The following is a 19516-nucleotide window of genomic DNA, read 5'->3' on the forward strand; positions in this document are numbered from 1 at the left end:
TGGTATTAAATGTTAGAGTTCTTTTACTCCAATAAGTTAAGCAATAAATTAAAAATTTATTCTTTCCTTTTCAATAACTAAAGGTAAATTTCTACTATGAGTCAAAATTTGGATCAAGTATTCACCAATAAAACCAAGTAAAAAGGTCTGAATAGATACAATGCTAAATAAACCAATTATTAATGGAGCTATACCAACTTCAAATGAGTTCCAAAATAAAATTTTGTAAATTAAAAAAATAAAGGCAATCAATATCGATACAAGACTTGCTAAAACACCTACAAAAGTAACAATTCTCAACGGAACCTTGGAATGTTTAATAACTCCTAAAATTGCCATGTCGTATAATGTATAAAAATTATTTTTTGTTTTACCTCCCATTCTCTTAATTTGATGATATTGAATTGTCTTAATATCAGATGATATTTCAGACAATAATCCTCTAAAGTATGGATAAGGATCTCCAATAACTCTTAAATGATCAACTATTTCTTTTGATAACAAACCTGTGCTACCACTTCTCTCAATAAGGGGCATTTCTGAAATCATATTCATAAATTTATAAAAAACTGACTTAATAAAATTCATGCTTTGATTTGAATCAGTTGAGGCTCTTTGTCCTAGAATTATTTTATGACCATTTTCCCATTCTTTTAAATATTTACCAATAAGGTTTGTTGGTTCTTGAAAATCTGAACTTAATAATATTGTAGCATCGCCACTTGATTGCAATAACCCATATTGTGAGGATCTAATATGGCCAAAGTTTCTTGAATTTAATATTATCTTTACTCTCTTATCCATTCTAGCAATTTCTTTAATTATAGAAACTGTCTTATCAGTAGAATAATTATCTATTATAATGTGCTCGTAATCATATGAGAAGCCTTGCATTTCTTTAGAAATTTCATCACAGAGACGAGAAATATTAGCTTCTTCATTAAATGTTGGTGTTACAATACTTATCTTTTTATTCATTTAAACCTATCTATTTCAGTATGGTTAAACTTCCCATCTAGCAGATAGCATTTTAATTCTTTTATCATCTTCTTCAAATATTGATCCATAATAATTTTTTTTATTTTTTAACCATAAGAGTTCAAAATTTATAGCCTCAAGCATTCCTTTTGATAAATCATTGACTTCTAAAGCATCAGAAGAAAATATTACCTTTCGAGTTTCGAATCTATCTAAATGAACTTTTTTTACTTCTTTAAGAATACTCACTGCATCAATAGAAACCGCCCCTCCAACAACTAAATTTAAATCATTTTTTTTTGCATGCTTTGCCACTTCAATGACTGAGTTAGTTATCTTTTCACTTGAATTTATATCATCTCTATTCATTCCTTGAGACATCGTATAATCAACTCTTCCAAAAACCCATCCATTTATTCTATCTGAGCTATTATATAAATTATTAACACTTACAATTTTTTCTATGTTGTCCGTAGTTGTTTTGGTTTCTATGTTAATTAAAAATTCTGTAACTTTTTTTTCCTCTTCATCAAAAATTTTATTTTTTGCTTCAATAAATTTTTTTAAAGCATAATCAGTTTCTACCATTGGAGCTATAATATATTCAGTGCCAAATTGCTTACATTCCATTAAGTCCTTCATAGCTTCGCAGCCACCAATCTTTATTCCAAGCTTAAGATTTAGTTTCCTAACAATCTCAATTAATCTCATTAACTCGTCTATTCTTGTTCCTTCTGCCTCAAATTCTGCTTTTATACCAATCACACCATAGTCATCCCTAAGAGATTTGAGTACAGCAAGCATTTTTTGTTCAAGTAAATTCATAGTAATATATTACTCAAGTTTATTATTTAATCAATTTTTAATCCAAGAATCGAATAACTTATCATCAAAAGTTAAATTACTTTTCAATTTATACCAATTATAAAGTTCTTTTATTGAAACTTTAGGATCAGTCAATTTTATTGAGCCAAACTCTTCTACAAACCTTGAGTTATCACCAGAGTATTCCGGATTAATTCCCTCTTGTTTTATTTCTATTGGAAGTTCTCTTCCATCAATATCATTAATTATTTTTACTAAGGTCAAAAATTCTATAACTTTGCCAGTACAAGTATTATATGTGGAGTGTTTGGGTTCTACTTTTATAAAATTTTCAACTATATTTGAAAAATCATTTACATACATATAGTCAAAGCATCCATTTTTATTTAGAGTAATATTTTCACCACATAACAGTTTACAAATATTATTTGAAATTAACCTTCTACGGTAATCTTCGTACTTTCCAAAAATTCCAAAAACTCTTAAATTATAAATATTTCTCTTTTTTTTTAAAATATCTTTTGCTATTTCATATTTTGAATAACCATAGATATCAGATTTTGATGGTATATTTTTATCAAAATAATCTTCACTCATTTTTGGTATATAATTTTTTCCATCAAATTCTGCTCCTGAACCAAAACAAATTAATTTACCAAATGAGTTAGATAATCTTTCGATATTAAAGTACATTTCAAGATTTTGCTCTATTGAAGTTAATGTCACACAGCAATGAATAATAACATCAAAATTATTTTTTTTTATATAGCTCTCTACAGCATCACGATCTAAAAGATTTAGTTCTTCTCTTTTTGGCGAGGATATTTCTGTAAACTTATTTTGAAAATGTTCATTAATATTTTTACCAATAAAACCGTTACTTCCGGTAATAAGTATTTTCATATGAGTGTTTGTGATTAATTTTTATTTGTTAATTTTATTAAATAACTCGGTTGTGTGGTCATCTAAATTTTCATCACAACAGACCATGGGTGCTGAACAGTCTTTACAGAATGGGATTTCATCTCTTTTACCTTGCAATTGTTTAATTTGTAAATCTTTTAAAGTTTTTCCATGCCAAATTTCAGAAGCACTATTTTTTGTGGCATCACCAATTTTAACTTCTCTAGGCCAATCAAGAGTGCATGGACTTACAATCCCATCATGATTAATGTGTAAATACATAAAAATAAAAGGACATACTTTTTTATATTGCACAGTTTTTTGATCATACATACCAGTATAATCTACTGAATTTTGTTTATCTTCTTGAGTTTCAGCCCATTGAGGAACAATTTTTTCTATATATATTTCATCAGCAATATTTCCAAATGTTTTGTAAAAAGTATTTTTTTCTTCTTCCGTTAATGAAAAAATAGTTTTCCCATTGAGTTCACTGGCATTATTTACAACCTTAACGTAAATTACTAAATCACCTTTAGTTCTACTATATTCATAAAGATCTTTAATGTTAGCAACAAATTCATCCCAATCTATTTTAGCTTTTGCAACTTTTAAATATCTTTCACTACTCAATCCTTCTAAAGATATATTTATTCTTTGAAGACCAGCATCTACTAAGGCCCTGTTCATTTTTGGGTTAAGCTTAGATCCATTTGTAAAAATTTCTATAATATCAGCTACTCCAGATTTTCTCGCATACTCAATATGCTTATGCAATTCAGGATGCATTGTTGGTTCACCATGATTACCTATTTTTATTTTTCTAATTTTATCTGGGAATTCCTTTAAATCATCAACAGTTTTTTTAAATAACTCCATTCTCATCATGCCGTGAGGGAAATCTTTTTCTTTTTTTCCAGCCGTATCCGCTTGAAAACAAAAGCTGCATTTAAAATTACAATAACTACAAACATCGATATGAACAGAAAATGGTGTTCTTAACGGTACCGCATCCTCTAATTTAGCTTTATTAGATGAGTGAATTCTAGGCTGAACAACTGCTGAAATCTCATTAGTAGAAGCCATACCTCGAATTTGATTTAATTCTGCTTTTTTATCAGTCATTACCTAAAATTTTTATCAGACTATAAACATTTTACAACTCAAATAAACTCTATCGTATTATCTTTAAGCTTAGCGATTTTAATATTTATATTCATTTGTTTAACACTTTTAATAACTTCATCTGGATAAATTCCAGGCACCATAACAATTAATAAATCAATCTTATCTTCAATAAGTGCTTCTGGTGAAACAATTTTAGTATTTATAACTGGTGAATACATGCCTTGTTTAAATTTAGCAGAATCAACTATATATTCAATTTCACTTACTTTGCTTAAGGCAAGTAAAGCCAATGTTCTATGCCCCGCACCCCAAACTGCAATTTTCTTATTTTGATTCTTATAATCTTTGATAATTTTTTTGAAATTAGTTATCAGTTCTTCAACTTCAATATAGTCATTTTTTAAATTAATTTTCTTAACCTCTAAAATTTTTTTAGTTTTTTTATGTGAAGTTTTCTTAACAATAACTAGAATATCATTTTCATTATTAATTAAGTCACATTCTAAAACATCAAAACCATTATCTTCAAAAGCATTTTTTAATGTATCAATAGTGAAGTAAGATAGATGATCAGCTACAAACTCATAAAGACTTTTAGTAGCTAATAGATAATTAAGATTTGGAACTGTAACCAGACCCACCCCATCAACATCTAAATTATTATATATTTTATTAATTACAGATTTAGGATTAGGGATATGCTCAAGGTAGTTAAAGCATATAAAGCCCTGGAATGGAGCATTTTCAATTTTATCTAAATCATCAATATAACCTCTTATTACTTTTCTACCTTCGTTATGAGCGATAGCAACAGATGCTGAGGAATGTTCTAGGCCATATGCTTTCATTTTAGCCTCTTCTATAATGTCTAGCATATCTCCTTTTGCACAACCAATTTCAATTATTTTTTTATTTTTTAACTTAAACTTACTTGAGAATTTTAACATTTGTTTAAGCCGTGACTTTCTTGCATCACCAGAAATTGAAGCGGCAGTTATAACATCCTTATAATAACTAACTGGCTCAATACTCAATTGCACTAAGCCACAACTATTACATTGATAAATGTCTAAATTTATACTTTCGTTTGAAGGAAGATCTTCTTTTTTTAAAAAATGTTGAGCTGCTTTAGGCATTCCGCTTAAAGATAATAGTGGTTTATCAAATAATTTTTGATTGCACAATCTACATGAATTTATGATCATAAATATTAATAGATAATCTTATAATTAAAGTTAAAATTAAACAACATAGTAAAATATTTGCTACCGACCCATTAAATGATTTTTTTCAATTTATACATATTTCTATAATCAAACAAAACTTTATTTAATTTTAATAATTTTAAGTAGATTTTTTTAGGATATTTAATTCTTTTATTTCTAAATAAAAAAAATTCTAAAAAACTATTCTCACAAAATTTTAAATCAATCATACTATCTCCAATATATATGATCTGTTCTTTGTTAATCTTAATTTTTTTCAAGATTTTAAGAAAAAATTTATTATTTGGTTTTTTAACTTTATGCTCATCGGGGCAAAAATATTCATCAACAAATTCATTTAAGCGGGTATTCTTGATAAATTTAGAAGTTAAATCTCTTGGTTTGTTTGTGCATATATAAATTTTAATGTTATTAGTTTTTAAAAATTTCAAAAAATTAATTACACCTGGTAGAATTAGGTTTTTATTAATTTTTTGTTCGAGATAAATTTTTCTAAACATATTTAAATAAAATTTTGGTTTATTTTCGCTTAATGTTTTTTTAATTAAAGTGTCACCACCTTTAGAAACATAATTGGCAATTTTGTTTATATTAATTTTTTTTTTATTTAAAAAATTTATACGAATATAATTTATTATTTTTTGTATATCCTTATCACTATCAATGAGCGTGCCATCTAAATCAAAAAGAAATGCTTTGATTAATCTTTGTTTATTATTCATTAAGTTTTTTTAAGATCTTTCGATTAGTTTCCTCACTTAAAAAAGGATACATATTTTCTAATGATGGTGTGATAATTTTATTATTTACTTTTTTTGATTTAAGTTTTGGTTCAAATTCTTGTTTTGTATCTACATCAACATTGACAAATAAAGGGCCCTTTAGCATTAGGATCTTATTCATTGTTTTATTCCAGTTTCTTAATTTCAAATTATAGGATTTTATACCAAATGATTTTGCAACTTTAATAAAATTTGGAAAAGTTAATCCAGACTTAGGAGAGGATCCATGCTCATTTCCAAAAAAATTTTTTTGTGTTTGTTTGATTGAAAGATAACCGTCATTGTTTATTAGAAATATTATAACATTAAGATTTAATGATTTAATAGTTTCTAATTCTTGTAAATTCATCATAATACTTCCATCACCAGCTAAACATATAATTTTATTTTTTCTATCTGCTATAGATGCACCAATAGCTGCTGGAAGCTCAAAACCCATAGACGCAGATCCTGAATTAGCAATGTATTTAATACCCTTATTTAAATATCCTACCTGATTAGGAACAACTGTTGCAGCTCCATCAGCAGCTACAATTATTTCTTTATTTTTTAATGATTTAAAAAGATTAATTATAAAATGATATATGTTAATTTTATTTTGTTGTATTTTATAGTCCTCAATTTTAGGTGTGAAATTTTTTCTAATGTATTCACACCATTTTATCCATTTTAACCATTTTAAGTTATTATTCTTATCTTTAAGGTTTAAATTAACTTGACTGAATTTTTTAAAAAAGACCTTCAGGTCCATATGAATTTTATAATCAATATGGATTAAGTTTTTATTAAGCTCAAGTAAGTCAATATCTACAGATATAATAATTGCATTTTTAGCAAATTCTTTCCAATTATAACTAGTTTGCCTTACATTTAATCGCGATCCTAATACTAAAACCAAATCTGCATATTGAACTACAAAATTTCCCACTCTATTTCCAATGGCACCTTGTCTTCCATAATAATCTTTATCATTATTAGGGTAAATATCGTGAGCCCAAGCGGTTACTATTGGGATTGAATTTTTTTTAATGAACTTAAATAATTCTTTTTCTGTTCCTGAAATAGCTACACCACTACCAGCTAAAACTACTGGTCTTTTAGAGTTTTCGATAATTTTTTTTAATTTAATAAAACTCATCTATTCAATTCTTCACCTTGAATGTCTATTGGAATATCAATCCATATAGGTCCTGGCCTACCACTTGAAGAAAGAGTTATTAACTTATCAAAGTTTTTTAATAAATCATTTTGACTTTTAACTAATAGTGTTTTTTTTGTAATTTTTTTAACCATGTAGATTATATCATTCTCTTGATCACCAAGCTGTCTTAAATTTCTTTTTTTTTGAATAACCATAGAAGTTGCTGTTTTAACTTGACCAGATAGAATTATCATCGGAACTGAGTCTGTATAAGCACCAAACACTCCATTAATTGCATTTATTCCTCCAGGTCCTGTTGTAACACAAACAATTGCGGGTTTTTTTTTTATTCTTCCATAGACATCTGCTGCCATAGTGCAAGACTGTTCATGGTGTAAATAAAAGTTTTTTAATTTTTTATCTTTACCTAAAGCATTAACAAGAAACATTGAACCACCACCTGTTACTGAAAAAACTGTATCTATCTTAGACTTAATTAATTGTTTAGCTAAGTATTCTGAAACATTCATAAAATATATTAGATTTAAACTTTATATTGTACATTAATATAAATTAAAACTTAAAATAAAAATATTAATAATATAAATGATTTTTATTTAATTAAGTTTAACACTTTTTGATGAATAAAATTTAAGTGTTTTTTATTTAGACCCTGATGACAGCCTAATAACAAGCCATATTTCATAATATAATCTGAGTTAATAAAATCTTTTAATCTATTTCTCTTTGAAGCTAAATTTTGAAAAGCAGGGTGTCTTAAAATATTTCCAGTAAATATTGGCCTAGTTTGAATATTATTTTTTTCTAAAAAAACTTGCATTTTTTTTCTATCAAATTTATTGTTTTTTTTAATTATTACCGGGTAAGCCAAAAAATTAGTTTTGACATTTTTATCTACTTTTGGAGTAATAAAGTAATCACTATATTTTGAAAAAAAATTTTTATGAATATTAAAATTTAAGTTTCTTTTGTTTGAAAATTTAGGAAATTTTTTTAATTGAATAAGTCCAAAAGATGCACCAACTTCCGATGGTTCAAAATTATAACCTACTTCAGAAAATACAAATTTTTTATCAAACTCAACACCCTTTAACTTAATATCTAATCTTTTTTTAATATTTTCAGAATCAGATAATAATGTAGACATTCTTCCCCAGCTTCTTAAAACTTTAGCTCTATTAAAATACTTTTTATTATTAGTTAAAAACATACCCCCATTACCAGCACAACTAATTACATGGGAGCCATAAAAGCTTGTGATTGAAATATCACTAAATATTCCAGTTGGTTTATTGTTTATTGTTGCCCCTAAAGTATCAGCAGAATCTTCGATAATCTTTAAGTTATATTTTTTTGATATTTTATAAATCTTTTTCCAATCTGGCAGATTTCCAATTAGATTTGGTACCAGTATAGCTTTTGTTTTTTTTGTAATTTTTTTTTCAATTTTTGAAACATCAATCTGGAGGGATTGAATCTCAACATCTACAAAAATAGGAGTTGCTTGAGCTAACACTATAGATGATACCGCAGTTCCAAAATTTAAACATGGGGTAATTACCTCGTCACCTTTTTTAATATCTAAAACATTCATAGCAAGTGTTAAAGCTGACGACCCTGAGTTAACCATTAGACCATGTTTTTTTGAAAAAAATTTAGCTATCTTATTTTCAAATTCATTTACAGCTTTTCCCATTTGAGTACTTTTCTGTAATGTTTTATTAACAGCAGCTATTTCTTCTCTACCATAGACATTTTTTCCGTAAGGTATTTTCATAAAATTTATTTACTTTTTACGTATTCTTCAATTTGTTGCAAGCAAATTTTGTAAGGTTCTTTATTTTGTTCTAATGATTTTTCATAAGCAATTATATAATCTAATGTTTTCTGAAAACTAAGTTTAGGATACCAATTTAACATTTTTTTTGCCATCTCACTATTTATCTTAAGCACGTTAGTTTCTTTATTAATATTTTTTTTGATCTTTATCTTTAATTTATATTCTAATTTAAACCTATTAATTATATCAATTACTTTTTTAAAATTTTCTTTTTTAGGCCAAAATTCCAAGCATAATTATGTGAAATTTTTTTGCTTTTATATATTAGGGTAAGATAACCAAATAAAGGATCAAGGACATGTTGCCACGGTCTAATACTGTTTGGATTCCTTAACAGCATCTCTTGATTCGTTTTTATTGATTTCAAAATATCTGGGATAATTCTATCTTTACATATATCACCACCACCTAAAACATTCCCTGCTCTTGCTACCAAAAATTGTTTTTTTTTATTAACATTCACAAAATTATAACTGTAAATTAGTTGCTCTACAGCTACTTTAGATGAACTATATGGATCTGCTCCCCACAACATATCATTTTCTTTATGTATTAAATTCCCATTATTTTTATAAACTTTATCAGTAGTTATTACTAAAATTTTTTTTGTAGGTTTAGATTTTATAAAAGTATTAACTAGGTTTAATGTTCCATTAAAGTTGACATCAAATGTTTCAGCTGGTTTATTATAACCTTCTAACACTAAAGACTGAGCAGCTAAATGAATAATTATCTCCGGTTTAAGTTGTAAAATTTTTCTATTTAACTTTTCTTTTTTTCGAATATCAAAAATACAATGATCATCGATTATTTTATTTAATTTAGCTTTTTCAAATAAACTATTCTTTTCAGCTTTAAGTGAAATTCCATAAACTTTAGCATTAAAGTATTTTAAAATTATACAAAGCCAAGCACCTTTAAATCCTGTGTGACCTGTTATTAAAATTTTTTTATTTTTAAAATATTTAATAAATTTTCTATCCATTAAATTTCCAAAAATGTTTATTTGTTTTAAATAAAAGATTAATTTCCTCTAAATCTTTAAGTGTGTCTATACTTTGCCAAAAACCTTTATGTTTAAAGGCAAATACTTTTTGTTTTTTTACAATCCTGGTAAGTGGTTCATTTTCCCAATATGTAAAAGAATTATTTATAAATTTTAAAACTTTTTTAGATAAAACAAAAAAACCACCATTAATATAACTTTCCATGTATATTGATTTGGTCTCATCAAATGCAATTATTTTATCTTTTTTAATTTTAATAATACCATATCTTTGTTTTGGTCGAACCGCTGTTAATGAAACTAAAGCATTATTTTTATAATGAAAATTTTTTAATTTATGAATATTTACATTTGACAAACCATCACCATAAGTCATTATTATGTCTTCTTTGAGTTTTAATTTATTATATGCAATTTTAATTCTACCACCCGTGCCACTATTTAAACCAGTAAAGACAATATGACATTTTAAATTTTTATTTTTATCCTTAATCTCTATAAGGGTATAATTTTTTAATTTTTTGATAACTTTTACAAGATGTTTTTTTTCTTTTAAAAAAAAATTATTAATACTTTCAGATTTGTGACCTGTGCAAATAACAAAATCATCAAATCCCTGCAAATAAAAATTATCTATAATATGCATAAGTAAAGGTTCTTTACCAATTCTAGCCATTGGTTTTGCAATTATTTTACCTAGATTATCTAACCTTGTTCCATGGCCACCACAGAGAATAAAAACTTTCATGATTTATTTATTTATTCTTATATATATTAAAAATAAATAATTTGAAAGTAATTGAGTTTATTCAAATTACTAAAACTTGATTCCAGGAAGTAAGTTTTTAAGCCAACAATCTAAATTAATAAAATAAATCTATGTAAGGTGTTTGTAAGGTTTTATTATTTTAATGAATAGTAAAAAAATATGTTACTCAATCATCAAGATCTGTTTTGTTGACTTATTAATGACTTAGAGCTTGTACTAATAAACAACATACTACTTAATTAAATTATAAAACAAAACAATTGAAATTTCCCTACTTTTCACTTAAAACCCGCTATAAGACAACTTAGCCCTTGTAGCTCAGCTGGTAGAGCAATTGATTTGTAATCAATAGGTCCGCGGTTCGACTCCGTGCGGGGGCACCATCATAAAATATATTAATTTCTTCAAATATTTTTTACTATAAAAATATAATGCTTTTGACAGGACAAAAAACCCAAATCATTAAAATGTCAAATTATTAGTTCAAAGAATTTTGATTATTTTTTAATGATTTTATAAAAACAATAATATAAATTAGTATTTAATGATATTTCCTAGACAAATTCTGTATGGATCTGATTTAATAAAGTCATATTTATTAGAATCTTTTGCCAATAAAGATGAGATAGATAAAAACTTTAAGAAGTCTTTAAAAATTAAAAAGAACAAAAAAATAATTTTTACCTCAAAAGGTAGAACTGCACTTTATTTAATACTAAAATATTTAAGAATTTATAAAAAAAAGAATGAAGTGATTATGTCTCCGTTTACTATATTTGATTTAGTAAATATTGTAATAACCTCAGGGTGCAAACCAATTTTTGTTGATCATAAAGAAGACAGTTTTGATATGGATTATGACAGGATAGTCAAAATAATTAGGAAAAATAAAAAAATTTCATCCATTATTATTACACATTACTCTTTTAATAGTGAAAATCTATTTAAATTAAAATCTATTTGTAAGAAATATAATGTAAAAATAATTCAAGATTGCGCAATAGCTGCGAGCTCAAAATATAAAAAAGAATCTATAACTAATCTTTCAGAATATAGTTTTTTAAGTTTTAATTTATTTAAATTTATTCCAGCATTAACTGGAGGAGCGATAATTACTGATGACAATAATTTATATAAATATGCTAATAAAGAGCAAAATAACTTCAATGTTTTTAATTTAGCTAAACTTATCAATTTAGAAGTCAAATCAATATTTATTAAAATTTTAACTAATAAAATTATTTTTAGCTTAATAACCTTTCATATATTTAAATTTGGTGAAATTAATAATATAAAATGGATAATTAAATTTACTAAAAATGACCCTAATCCATATTTAAGAAAAAAATTAGATGATTTTGAAAAACATAAACTAAGTAAATTTCAAATTTACCATATAAAGAAAAAATTTATCAATATCAAAAAATATAGAAAAATAAGAGCAAATAACTTTATAAGATTATTCAAATCTATAAAATCAAAAAATGTAAAACTTATAACTCCTAGCAAATCTACCGAACATAGTTTTATTAATTTTCCAATTTTAGTAAATGATAAAAAAAAATTTAGAAATTTTCTTTTTCAAAACAATTTTGATAGTTCAAAATATTTTTATAGAAATTGTAATAATTTGAATATATTTAAAAAATACAAAAGTGATTGTAAGAATTTGAATAAATTTGAAAAACAATTAATTTTTTTACCTATTCATCATAAAATCACAAAACTACATATAAATAAATTGGCTAAATTAATTAATAGATATTAATGAACATTTATAAATTTATGAAAACAAAAGATTCAAACAAGATTGAATATTTTAGAATATATGAATTATAATTTTGATTATATCATTATTGGTGCTGGTATAAATGCGCTATCATGTGTTCATGGAATTTCTCAACTTAATAAAAAAAAAAAATTGCACTAATTACAGGGTCACCATATAAAAAAATAATACACAGTCATCCAAAAATTTTTAAGGATCAATTAAATTCTAGGAACAATATATATTCACATACTTCAACTATATTAGGAAAATCTATGCCAGGTATAATTTCTGGTCTAAGTTATTTCTGGGGGGAACAATGTAATAGTGAAGAAGCACTGAAAAAAAGAAGTTTTCAAACTTATTATAAATTTTTTTCAAACTTTCTAGAGCTTAGTGAAGGTGAAAATATTTCAAAAAAAAAAGAAATGGGTTTTCATATAAATAATAATAATCCTGACAAAACTATTAAAAGAGAAAAATCTCAAAAAAAATTTAAACTATACTTTAAAAAAAATTGTAAAATGTTTTTTAATGAAGCAATTTCTATTAATAAGACAAAAGTATTATTAAATAATAAAAGATCAATTTATGGAAAAAAAATAATTCTTTGTGCAGGTTTAATTGGGTCAACAAATCTTTTAAAAACAATATGTAGTGATATTGATTTTAGATATTATGATCACAGCCCTCAAATTGATCTTATTTATTCAAAAAATATTAATCAAAATTCTGATAGGAATAGTATTTATAGTATTGTAAGTAAAATTTACGATAAAAATTATAACATTAAATATTACTTAAAATATTATCCATTAAAATCTTTAGAATTATTATTTTTTTTAGGAAAAATTAAATTTTTTTTACCAAAGTTTATATTAAAATATAGATTTAATTTAGATAATCTTTATTTTATTCAAAAATGGGACAATAATTCATTTAAAGAAATCAGAAATGATAAAACATTTTTCAAATATAGATTTAATAAGAAGCAAAATTTTAAAAAATTAGATATTCTTTATAAAAAGTTAAAGATTTTTAAGATATTCTCTTTTAGATCTAATGATGATAATTTTCATTTTCATAACCTTAGAATTATTAAAAATAAAAAAATTATTTCTATAGAAAATTTTTTAAAAAAATATAACCCTAGTGTATATTGTTTAAGTTTACTGGCAGAAAAAAATATTAATTGTTTACCACCAACATTTATGAATTGTTTAAAGACGGCAATTAAAATTAAAAAAATTCTTAAATAATATAAATAAGTACTTTAATTCCTTGTTATAGTAAGGTGCAGATTAGTAGATCAACTTGATGTGAGTCTAAACGTAGGTAGTAACAATAATTAATTAAAGAAAATTGTTTCTGCATATTAATTTGTAATCAATAGGTCCACAGTTCGACACCATACGTGGGTACAATCACTAAATAGTATCAATTCTTATAATCTTTTAAAAAACCAATCTTTTCCTTAATACATATTCTCTGTGTAAGAATTGTGGTATGATCAAACAATTGTTAAAATGATTTGTATGACCTTTAAATATTGATCATAATGATACTTAAATTTCTCATCAACTTGTATTTCTTATTTATTTGAAGTCTCTTTTCTAGATTGCTCAATCTTAATTTTCTTGTACAGACTATTGTTTTTATCAAACAATAGCTCAAAGATTATTTTTTTGTTAACTTGAATTTTAATTATTTTTGCATTTCTAACTTCGAAATTATCTGCGACAGCACTAATTGGTCTTTTATCTATATCTAAATTTTTTATTAAAATTTTAGACTTATCACTAACTATTGTACCCTTCCATCTCCTAGGTCTAAAGGGACTAATTGGTGTAACGGCTAATTTTCTAGAATCTAAATTTAGAATTGGACCATGTACAGATAGGTTATATGCTGTACTTCCTGCTGGTGTTGAAACTAGCACACCATCAGAAATGAGATTTTTAATAACATTCTTCTTATTAGCAGTGATTGAGATTGATGATGCTTGTTTACTTTGTCTTAAAATAGAAACTTCATTAATTGCTATAGATGTTTTTATTTGATTGCTTTTACTAGTAACAATCATTTGTAAAGGGTGAATTTTAACATTACTGGATGTTTTTAAATCTGTTAGAAAGTTTTTATAAGAAAATTTATTCATCAAAAAACCATAATTTCCTGAGTTTATTCCATAAAAAGGTTTTTTAAATTTATAAAATTTCTTTAAAGTCTGAAGCATGAATCCATCACCACCAATTACAATAAATAAATTAGTTTTACCAAATTTTTTATTGATATCTTTTTTTTCTATAAAAGATTTTATCTTAAGTGATTTCTTATTTAGGTCCGATATTATCTTAAATTTAAGCATAAGCTATTAGTGTACTATCTAAACATATTATAAAAAAAGATGCATCGAATTGCACTAAAGCCATCCTTCCAAGTTATTTTTTTTCCTTCATTATATTGTCTTCCATAATATTTAACACCCACTTCATAAATTCTTAAATTCTTTAATTTAGATAATTTAGCCGTAATCTCAGGTTCAAACCCAAATCTATTTTCTTCAATTTTGATTCCTTTTATTATTTCAGATTTAAAAATTTTATAACAGTTTTCCATATCAGTTAAATTGAAATTAGTAAGCATGTTTGATAGCAAGGTTAAAAATGAGTTTCCGATTGTATGCCAAAAATAAAGAACTCTTTTTTCTTGTGATCCAGTATACCTAGAGCCATATACAACATCTGCTTCTCCACTTATTATTGGTTTAATTAATTTATCATAATCAGATGGGTCATATTCTAAGTCAGCGTCTTGAATTAATACTATATCTCCATTAGATTTCTCTATACCTTTGTTTAATGAGTAGCCTTTACCAAAGTTTTTTTCATTAATTATAAGAATATCAATTTTATCTTTTATTTTATCTAATATTAGACTGGTACCATCAGTTGAACCATCATCTATTACGATTATTTCTTTATCAAGAGATGTTTGGTTAAAAACTCTGTCTATTAATTTTTCTACAGTTTTAACTTCATTATAACATGGAATTATTATGCTAATTTTCATTTTAAATTTTAAAAAACTTTTTATCTTTTAATATAGCTAACATATAAATATATAAAGCTGAAGTATGTAACAGTAATCTATCAATACTTGTTTGTAAGTGCCACTTTATATCATCTGGAGTTAATAAATATATCGCAAAAATAAATGCAATATTAAAAGCTAGAAAGGTAAAAAAGGGCAGATTATCCTTATGAAATTTGGTTAAATAAAAGCATGCTATAATTATTAATAAATCAATAATTAATATTGGATTTTTAAAAAAAGCATGAGCGGAATAGAAAAATATTTTATAAATTTTTTGAATTATAAACAAAAAACCCTGATCGTTAGTAATGTTTGATGCATCTATATCAAATTGAAATATATTATTTAAATTAAAATAATATATGTTCATATAAAATTGAACTAGAATCAAAAATATCACAAGAAAAGAAAATCCAAATCTTTTTAATAAATCTTTTTGAAGCATACAATAAATAAACATTAAAAAAATTGTGTAAAAAATACCTTCATTTTTAATCCATGGTAAAATGATTGGTATTAAAATGATAAAATCATTAATTTTTTTATCAAATCTGATTTTTTGATAAATAAAGTAACCAAAAAAACTTATTAAAGAAAAGATATATATATCCTGATATCCTCTTAATGAAGGGTTGTAAGTTAGAATTATCAATAAAATTATTATAAAAAAATTTTTTAAAATGTTGTTACATTTAAAACTCAAAGATATAGCAAATAAAGACAGCACATATATATATGTTTGATAGAGTCTTCCAAAATATTCAATGTCTAAAAGTGAACTTTTCCAAAAAAAAGCCCATATATAAGTTCCAAGATGTGGGTATTGTGGATACTTAACATCATTAACATCGAAATAATTACTTCCTAAATAAAAATTATTTGCTTTAACTTTCCATAATTCAAGTGCATCCCAACCAAGGTGGAGATCTCTAGCAACATCAAAAAAAAGAGCAAAATTTACCAATAAAAATATAATAACTATTAATAAATTATCTTTGATTAAATATTTTAAAAGATTTTTTATAGATAAGACGAATAGAATTATATAAAATATCAAAATAGAATAAAATGTAATTATCATTTCTATTTTTGTAAATGACATGATTAATAAAAATAAAATTAATAATAAATTATTTATAATAAAGTAATTAATCAATTTTAAATTTTTTAATGATGTTAAAAAATAGCTTGTAGTAAAATTATTTACAGGAAAAAAAGAGAAAAAAATAAAAACTGATAGTTGGAGTGTAATGTTTAAATATTCAATCATTTTTTTATAAAATATGCACATCCAGGAATTCCCAGTGGCTTTTTCTGATAATCATTTAAATTAACATCAAGATTAAAATTTTTTAAATCTAAACCATGATACTCTTCATGATAATTTAGAAGAATAAGGTGTTCCTTACTTTCGTCAATTTTAAGATTTAAAAACAAGCTATTTATTGACGGATACCAATATCTTGCTGATGTATATAAATTGTGTATATAAAAACTTTTTTCTTCACGTGTATCTTCGTCAATCCTTCTTTTTAAGAATTGATATGCATTGGGAATTTCACATCCAAACCCATACGTTCTGAGCATTCTTTCATCGTATCCTCTAAATGATAAGAGATAAATACTTTTAAAAAAATTCACATGAACAGATAATAATAAAAATAAAAGTGTGAAGACGAAGAAACTTTTAAATTTTTTATTTTTTTTTGTCATTTTTTATTTTTACTAAAAATATAAAGTTATTCTATAATTATTATGGTGCCCTCGGCCAGACTCGAACTGGCACTCCAAAAAGGCACGGATTTTAAGTCCGTTGTGTCTACCAATTTCACCACGAGGGCATTAATAAATTTTATGATTATCTATTCTAATAATTATAATTGAACAAGATTAATAATCAATTTTTTTAAAAATAATTGTCAATCTTAAGCATCTTTGTTAATTCTGGAGCTTTCATTAAGAATTTATTTTTAAACTTATTTGTATTAACTGAGGTATTTAGTGGTCTTTTATGATGGCGAAATTCACTTTTATATTTGTATATTAATTTAGAATCCAAAGAATAAAAATTTGCTAACTTTCTTGCAAAATCATATTTTGAAACAATTTCTTGTGATCCAATATTATAAGTACCTTTTATATTTTGTTTAATTAATAAGTTTACACATTTAAGTAAAAAAGTGACATGTATAGGATTGTAATAAATATTAGAGGCCATATTAATTTTTTTTCTCATCTGTAAATTATTAATTATAAAATCAGAAAAGCTCATATGTTTAGACGATGATAGCTTTCCAAAAAAATTAGTTCTAATGATTGTATAATTTTTAATTTTTTTTATTTCTTTTTCTCCATAAAATTTTGTTTTGGAGTAATGGTTAGAAATATTAACTTCACTCTCTAAATTTTTATGGATATTTTTTTTATTATATACTTGATCTGTTGAAAAATGAATTAAATGGATTTTTTTATTATAACACTTTAGTGCTTTGACAATATTGTAGGGAATTAGTACGTTTCCTTTGTATCCATAATCATAATCATTTATACATTTATCTACATTCGTAGAAGCTGCACAGTTTATTATAATATCTGGATTAATCTTTTTAATTAATTTGTTAACCTCAATTTCTTCATAAAGATTAACATTATATGGGTTACTTTTGTCACGACTAACAGGAAAAATTGAATTATCTTTTTTAAGATATTTAACAAAATAAGACCCAAGTCTACCAGCTGAACCAAGAATAATTATTTTTTTCAAATGAAATTAACGTGTTTAAGTGTTTTGGATAACTTTTTAGTTTTTTCTTTTAGAGTATTAATATAATCTTTTTTATCCATATTACTTTTAATTGACCACAAAATTTTATTACTTTCATGTGGTTTACATAATTGAGTACAATTTGAAAATTTTTCTTTTTTATTTATAATATTCATTATTCTATTTCTTGACTCTAAGTCACTCCATATTTTAGAAAAGCTTTTTTCATAAATGCTACCATAAGAGTATTTTTTATGGCCTCTATGATTGGTGCATACATAAACATTACCATCGGCACCTATACAGGGTTGAAATTGAGAACCTAAGCATTCTTTATAGTTTCTTCCATAATTTTTTACATCTACTATCAAATCATCAAGTTTATAAGAATTGCACTCAAATTTATTACCTAATATTAACTTTGCATCATCTAGCGAACTAATTACTTTATTTAACCAAAAATCCGAAGAAATTTGCATTTTACCATTGTTCTTTGAATTAACAGATTCTTTGGTAGTAGAATTATTATTTCTTTCGATTTGAATTATTTCAGGTTTAAATTGGCAATAATCAACACTTATGTCTTTAAATAATTTTGCAAAAGAATTTATTTCTTTATAATTATCTTCTGTAACAACAAAACCAACTCCAATAACAATTTCTGAATTAAATTTCTTTTTAAAGCTTATTAATTTTTTAATATTCTGCATTACTACAGAAAAATTATTTTTACTATTCGTTTTTCTTAAGTTATCGTAAGTTGATGCTTCACCAGCATCTATTGAAATTCTAACCCATTTTAAAGATTTAACAAAAGTTTCAAATAAATCAAATCTCTCAATCAAAGATCCATTAGTAAACATACCCATTTCAATATTTGAATTTTGTTTAATAAATCTGATTGCCTCTCCTAAAAAAGGGTTTTGGGTTGGTTCTCCACCACCAGTCCAGTTAATAGCTTTAATATCTGTTTTAATAAGATCTTTAATAAGTTCTTGAAATATTTTTTTATTGAGAATTTCTCTATTAAAAAATTCTGTACCTTTATATTTTTCTAAATGAAGATGACCAGAAATACAAAAGGGACATGAGTGATTACACGTGTTTGAAGGGTCTATTTCAATTGTAATTGGATCGTAGGCTTGATTTTTAAGATGCTTCTCAACTGTATTTAGATGACATAATATTTTATCAGATGGATTAAAAATTTTACTCATATTGATAAATATCTTTGAGAAATCATTTTTTAGTTTTATACATAATAAAAAA

The 19516-nt window shown here is 24.6% G+C and carries 20 protein-coding genes and 2 tRNA genes; 3 read left to right on the plus strand and 19 right to left on the minus strand.

The genetic code is table 11. From position 1 onward, the window contains the following. Positions 1-48 precede the first annotated feature (48 nt). The 12 genes from ABXT53_RS04010 to ABXT53_RS04065 form a co-directional block, all read right to left on the minus strand. Positions 49-978 (minus strand): glycosyltransferase family 2 protein, encoded by a 930-nt coding sequence (locus tag ABXT53_RS04010; RefSeq protein ID WP_415289749.1) that lies wholly within the window; start codon positions 976-978, stop codon positions 49-51. A 24-nt stretch (positions 979-1002) separates the two neighbouring features. Continuing rightward, a complete protein-coding gene (locus ABXT53_RS04015) occupies positions 1003-1803 on the minus strand; it encodes an aldolase/citrate lyase family protein (RefSeq protein WP_415289750.1) in 801 nt (266 codons plus the stop codon). A gap of 30 nt (positions 1804-1833) precedes the next feature. Beyond that, complete coding sequence (locus ABXT53_RS04020) at positions 1834-2706, minus strand: NAD-dependent epimerase/dehydratase family protein (protein ID WP_415289751.1); 873 nt, start codon at positions 2704-2706, stop codon at positions 1834-1836. A 21-nt stretch (positions 2707-2727) separates the two neighbouring features. After that, a complete protein-coding gene (locus ABXT53_RS04025; RefSeq protein ID WP_415289752.1) occupies positions 2728-3831 on the minus strand; it encodes a radical SAM/SPASM domain-containing protein in 1104 nt (367 codons plus the stop codon). Between the two features lie 38 nt (positions 3832-3869). After that, positions 3870-5039, minus strand: coding sequence for a methyltransferase domain-containing protein (locus ABXT53_RS04030; protein WP_415289754.1), 1170 nt, complete (start codon positions 5037-5039; stop codon positions 3870-3872). Between the two features lie 71 nt (positions 5040-5110). Further along, on the minus strand, positions 5111-5782 hold the full coding sequence (locus ABXT53_RS04035; RefSeq protein ID WP_415289756.1) for an HAD family hydrolase: 672 nt from the start codon (positions 5780-5782) through the stop codon (positions 5111-5113). Beyond that, positions 5775-6980: a thiamine pyrophosphate-dependent enzyme gene (locus ABXT53_RS04040; protein WP_415289757.1), complete on the minus strand. Its 1206-nt coding sequence runs from the start codon at positions 6978-6980 to the stop codon at positions 5775-5777. The genes ABXT53_RS04035 and ABXT53_RS04040 overlap by 8 nt, the downstream gene beginning before the upstream one ends. Further along, the gene (locus ABXT53_RS04045) at positions 6977-7513 is read right to left on the minus strand and encodes a thiamine pyrophosphate-binding protein (protein WP_415289758.1); all 537 of its coding nucleotides are present in this window, start codon (positions 7511-7513) and stop codon (positions 6977-6979) included. Before ABXT53_RS04045 ends, ABXT53_RS04040 begins: the two co-directional genes overlap by 4 nt. A gap of 83 nt (positions 7514-7596) precedes the next feature. Next, positions 7597-8781 carry a DegT/DnrJ/EryC1/StrS family aminotransferase gene (locus tag ABXT53_RS04050; RefSeq protein WP_415289760.1) on the minus strand — a complete coding sequence of 395 codons (1185 nt, stop codon included), beginning with the start codon at positions 8779-8781 and terminating at the stop codon, positions 7597-7599. A gap of 5 nt (positions 8782-8786) precedes the next feature. Beyond that, a complete protein-coding gene (locus ABXT53_RS04055) occupies positions 8787-9074 on the minus strand; it encodes a hypothetical protein (protein ID WP_415289761.1) in 288 nt (95 codons plus the stop codon). Further along, complete coding sequence (rfbG, locus tag ABXT53_RS04060) at positions 9035-9829, minus strand: CDP-glucose 4,6-dehydratase (protein ID WP_415289763.1); 795 nt, start codon at positions 9827-9829, stop codon at positions 9035-9037. Before rfbG ends, ABXT53_RS04055 begins: the two co-directional genes overlap by 40 nt. Then, the gene (locus ABXT53_RS04065) at positions 9822-10598 is read right to left on the minus strand and encodes a sugar phosphate nucleotidyltransferase (RefSeq protein WP_415289765.1); all 777 of its coding nucleotides are present in this window, start codon (positions 10596-10598) and stop codon (positions 9822-9824) included. The genes rfbG and ABXT53_RS04065 overlap by 8 nt, the downstream gene beginning before the upstream one ends. A gap of 328 nt (positions 10599-10926) precedes the next feature. On the opposite strand from ABXT53_RS04065, the gene ABXT53_RS04070 reads away from it, so the two are divergent. From ABXT53_RS04070 to ABXT53_RS04080, 3 genes are all read left to right on the plus strand, one after another. Beyond that, positions 10927-11002: transfer RNA gene (locus ABXT53_RS04070), tRNA-Thr, on the plus strand. A 161-nt stretch (positions 11003-11163) separates the two neighbouring features. Continuing rightward, positions 11164-12387, plus strand: coding sequence for a DegT/DnrJ/EryC1/StrS family aminotransferase (locus ABXT53_RS04075; RefSeq protein ID WP_415289766.1), 1224 nt, complete (start codon positions 11164-11166; stop codon positions 12385-12387). 275 nt (positions 12388-12662) lie between these two features. Then, positions 12663-13646, plus strand: coding sequence for a hypothetical protein (locus ABXT53_RS04080; protein ID WP_415289768.1), 984 nt, complete (start codon positions 12663-12665; stop codon positions 13644-13646). A 332-nt stretch (positions 13647-13978) separates the two neighbouring features. On the opposite strand, the gene ABXT53_RS04085 is transcribed toward ABXT53_RS04080, so the two are convergent. From ABXT53_RS04085 to ABXT53_RS04115, 7 genes are all read right to left on the minus strand, one after another. Continuing rightward, positions 13979-14755 (minus strand): NAD kinase, encoded by a 777-nt coding sequence (locus ABXT53_RS04085; RefSeq protein WP_415289769.1) that lies wholly within the window; start codon positions 14753-14755, stop codon positions 13979-13981. Positions 14756-14769: 14 nt separating this feature from the next. Then, the gene (locus tag ABXT53_RS04090) at positions 14770-15459 is read right to left on the minus strand and encodes a glycosyltransferase family 2 protein (protein WP_415289771.1); all 690 of its coding nucleotides are present in this window, start codon (positions 15457-15459) and stop codon (positions 14770-14772) included. Between the two features lies 1 nt (position 15460). Next, positions 15461-16585, minus strand: a complete 1125-nt coding sequence (locus ABXT53_RS04095; RefSeq protein WP_415289773.1) for a hypothetical protein — start codon at positions 16583-16585, stop codon at positions 15461-15463. 164 nt (positions 16586-16749) lie between these two features. Continuing rightward, complete coding sequence (locus ABXT53_RS04100) at positions 16750-17196, minus strand: hypothetical protein (protein ID WP_415289775.1); 447 nt, start codon at positions 17194-17196, stop codon at positions 16750-16752. Between the two features lie 43 nt (positions 17197-17239). After that, positions 17240-17324 (minus strand) — tRNA-Leu (locus tag ABXT53_RS04105). Between the two features lie 65 nt (positions 17325-17389). Beyond that, the gene (locus tag ABXT53_RS04110; protein WP_415289776.1) at positions 17390-18247 is read right to left on the minus strand and encodes a dTDP-4-dehydrorhamnose reductase family protein; all 858 of its coding nucleotides are present in this window, start codon (positions 18245-18247) and stop codon (positions 17390-17392) included. Continuing rightward, the gene (locus tag ABXT53_RS04115; RefSeq protein ID WP_415289778.1) at positions 18244-19464 is read right to left on the minus strand and encodes a radical SAM protein; all 1221 of its coding nucleotides are present in this window, start codon (positions 19462-19464) and stop codon (positions 18244-18246) included. Before ABXT53_RS04115 ends, ABXT53_RS04110 begins: the two co-directional genes overlap by 4 nt. Positions 19465-19516: the final 52 nt, after the last annotated feature.

Source organism: Candidatus Pelagibacter sp. Uisw_136 (assembly GCF_047720275.1).
GTDB lineage: Bacteria > Pseudomonadota > Alphaproteobacteria > Pelagibacterales > Pelagibacteraceae > Pelagibacter.